General features: G+C 43.2%; 5 protein-coding genes. 4 read left to right on the forward strand and 1 reads right to left on the reverse strand.

Annotated elements, in window-relative coordinates; genetic code table 11:
* The first annotated feature begins 286 nt into the window (after nucleotides 1-286).
* The 4 genes from ACWATR_RS39080 (at nucleotide 287) to ACWATR_RS39095 (ending at nucleotide 2,419) form a co-directional block, all read left to right on the forward strand.
* Nucleotides 287-679, forward strand: coding sequence for an ASCH domain-containing protein (locus ACWATR_RS39080; protein ID WP_460345500.1), 393 nt, complete (start codon nucleotides 287-289; stop codon nucleotides 677-679).
* Nucleotides 676-1,683 (forward strand): DNA cytosine methyltransferase, encoded by a 1,008-nt coding sequence (locus ACWATR_RS39085; protein WP_460345503.1) that lies wholly within the window; start codon nucleotides 676-678, stop codon nucleotides 1,681-1,683. Before ACWATR_RS39080 ends, ACWATR_RS39085 begins: the two co-directional genes overlap by 4 nt.
* A gap of 24 nt (nucleotides 1,684-1,707) precedes the next feature.
* On the forward strand, nucleotides 1,708-2,058 hold the full coding sequence (locus ACWATR_RS39090; RefSeq protein WP_460345506.1) for a hypothetical protein: 351 nt from the start codon (nucleotides 1,708-1,710) through the stop codon (nucleotides 2,056-2,058).
* Nucleotides 2,059-2,155: 97 nt separating this feature from the next.
* Nucleotides 2,156-2,419: a hypothetical protein gene (locus ACWATR_RS39095; protein ID WP_190733477.1), complete on the forward strand. Its 264-nt coding sequence runs from the start codon at nucleotides 2,156-2,158 to the stop codon at nucleotides 2,417-2,419.
* A gap of 137 nt (nucleotides 2,420-2,556) precedes the next feature.
* On the opposite strand, the gene ACWATR_RS39100 is transcribed toward ACWATR_RS39095, so the two are convergent.
* Nucleotides 2,557-2,715 (reverse strand): hypothetical protein, encoded by a 159-nt coding sequence (locus ACWATR_RS39100; protein WP_460345510.1) that lies wholly within the window; start codon nucleotides 2,713-2,715, stop codon nucleotides 2,557-2,559.
* Nucleotides 2,716-3,160: the final 445 nt, after the last annotated feature.

Below are 3,160 nucleotides of genomic sequence, written 5' to 3' on the forward strand. Positions count from 1 at the left end.
CAGTTTACTATTTCTCTGTCTTTATCATTCCACACTCTACAGATAAATAGAGACTTGAGTAAATTTGTAACTGCTAAAAATAACAACAAAATAAATGTGGAAATCAGCGCATGATGCTTTCCACTTTATACCAAAATGAACAGCTTTTATTTTTTCGGATTCTATCAATAATGAGCTTTCAAAACCTATAAATAAGAAGTTATTAGGTAGTTGCACAGTTGCATCTATATCTCTGGTAATTGCCGCATCGGACACTTATGTTCAGTCATTGGAGTTTTAAAACACCGTGAAAGCACTTTCAGTCCGTCAGCCTTGGGCATGGGCAATCATTCACTCCACCAAAAACATAGAAAACCGTGGCTGGCCTATCAATTATCGCGGCGACATTCTGATTCACGCTGCAAAAACCTGTACCAAGAAAGAGTATCAGCTAGCCAGAGAATTTTGCCAAAGCATGGGGGTAATAATCCCAGAACTAATCTCTCTACGTCGCGGCCAAGTTATCGGTATTGTCACAATAGTTGATTGCCAGTTTTCACAAGTTGCGTCTGGTTGGGGGATGGCTGGGCAATACCATTGGAAGCTGGAGAATCCACGCGAGATTACACCGATTCCTTACATTGGGCGGTTGGGAATTTTTGAAGTACCCGATGATTTGGTCATGGAGGTGGCTGCATGACTAAATCAGTAATATTTGAGTTATCTGCGACACCCGAAAAATTCTTAGAGGACGACCTTAAAAGCTCACAACTTCATAGCCAAGGATGCCTCTATCCGTATCTCGAAAAGAAAAAGCTACTTGATGGCTCAATAGTTTTTTACCCACAAGTTATAGGCCAACGTGACCCAGGCAACCCGATTCAGTGGCGATGGGGTTTTAACTGGGAAGAACGAGTTGATGGAGTATGGAAAGGTCGAAGTATAGGCTCAATTCCCCCTGGTGCTGTCCCAATGATTCGTCTAATGCAACAACAGGGGGCAATTAGGGAAGATATTATCGCCTTTATCAAAAAAGCGAAATCCAAAAAAACATCACCAAAATTAGATGTCTGCAAAAATTTTGATAACACAGACAAAAAACCAGTTCTGCCAGATGATGCCCCGATCGCCGTAGTACTTTTCGCTGGTGGCGGTGGGATTGAAGCTGGGATGCTTCAAGCTGGTATTTGCCCAGTCATTGCAGTAGAATTTGACCCAAGTAAACCAGAACTGAGCAGGGCTATCGCCAAAACCCATCACCACAACTTTAGCGAGTACGGCTGTAGAATAATCCAACAAACAGTTCAAGAAGTAGCACAGTCAGGATTCATAGGTTTTCCCCGCCGCCCCGACTATCTCCACGCCTCCCCGGTGTGCGCCAACTTTAGCCAAGCCCACACAGCGAAAGCGGGCAAGGGCATTGAAACGGCTGACGACCTGAGTGCAGCGATCGCAGTTGCAGAAGCCATTCGACAGTTGCAGCCACGGGTGTTTACGCTAGAGAATGTCCCGCGCTATCAGAATAGTCAGAGTTTCGCTGCTATTTTGGAAACTCTCGAAAGTTATAGATACTTGATTAATTATAGTGTGGTCAACATGGCTGACTTCGGACTACCCCAGGCGCGGCGGCGGTTAGTTCTGACTGCAAGCAAGGATTTTCAGGTTGCCCTACCAAGGGAAAGTAAACCTTGTGGTTGGTACTAAGCGATCGCCCATCTCATCCCCACGATGGCTGATTCATACCTGTTACCCAAACAGCAACAAGCTTTGGAGAAATTTTTAGCCGGGAATGCGCCAACACCATTGCTAATACAAAGAGTTGGGGGACGTTCACAGTCCAAGTATAAACCTGCACACTTGCCCTGTAACACGATATTGCGCTCCCATTTCACAGACCACAAGGGCTGCAACCGGAGCAAATTCGCTGATATCTGGTTGCCTGATGCTACGGTTAAGTCCCTATCAATTCAAGGTGCAGCCATTTTACAGGGTTTCCCTAGTTGGGACGAATTTCCGCCGGAAGCTACTACGCTTGTTGCGTCTATTTATATAGCTCAACTTATACAGCTCAACCCTTGATCTTCGAGAAAATATCACCAAATCGACAGAACCATCTGCTTTAGCTGGCAAGATAGAATCGTAATGAAAGTTAACATTGTTAAATATATCTTCAATTATGTTTCCTAACCTTGTGGAAGATACCAAAGAATACTGGTGCAAGTTAAATGAGTTAGAAGTTGCTTACCAAAAAGGTGAAGTCTCTATTGAAGAGGTAGATGCGAGGGTTAAATTGCTGATGACTGAATTAGGTAAAAGTCGCCAGGCAGCATTAAACTACGTTTTGAATAGCTTTTACCATTTTTTGAATGAGCAAGGAGAAGCAATTGTTGGTATAGCAATTTTAGGAGTCATTAGCTACGCTTGGGTGGTTCTCAGCTAAGTAGGCGGCTAGAATGAAATGTAAGATAAAAGAGATTTGCTCTTTGTAGACGTTACTCTCTTTAATCAGGTTTCTTCAAGTTATTAGTTATACCGGAAATTCCGCTATTGATGCGTGGGTAGGGTCAAGAGTTACGACTATCTTCCTTCTGGCTGGGAAAATGTGAAGGTGATTGCAGATGTAGCGATGGCGTGACCGCCTACCGGAGGCAATCGCTCAAGCGCCCGATGTGGCTGGTGATCGCAGATGTGGTGTACACCAAAGGAGTTGCCGTAGCCATCAAAGCTCCAGTGCAAATTTACAACTCGTTCTTTGACAAGCTCTAACCAAGTATTAACAATTACTCAATTATATATAATAATATCTTCACCAATTCCTAGTAGTCTGCCAACCCAAAAATGCGCTTGTGAGGACTCTTAATTGGGGAAAGGGAACTGGGTTTGGGATTTAAACCCTTTCCCCCTTCCCCTTAAAAGAGCCAAGTTTCCTTGGCGAACTACTAGTGCCTTATAGCTACGTTCAATTATGGTGTCAAAATAGCGATTATCCCACAGATCCCAACTGATATTCTATAGATTAGTTTAGAGAAAACTCTATTTTTAAATCGTGTCAAAGCCCATGCCGATGGCTCTATTTCTTACTCTTGAGACTCTATCTTTTGGATAAACTTCTGAATTGCTTGTAAATACGAGTTACTTCCAGGTTGATAAATTTGCACATGTTTTCCTTTGGGAATTAATA

This window comes from Nostoc sp. UIC 10890, from assembly GCF_054786515.1.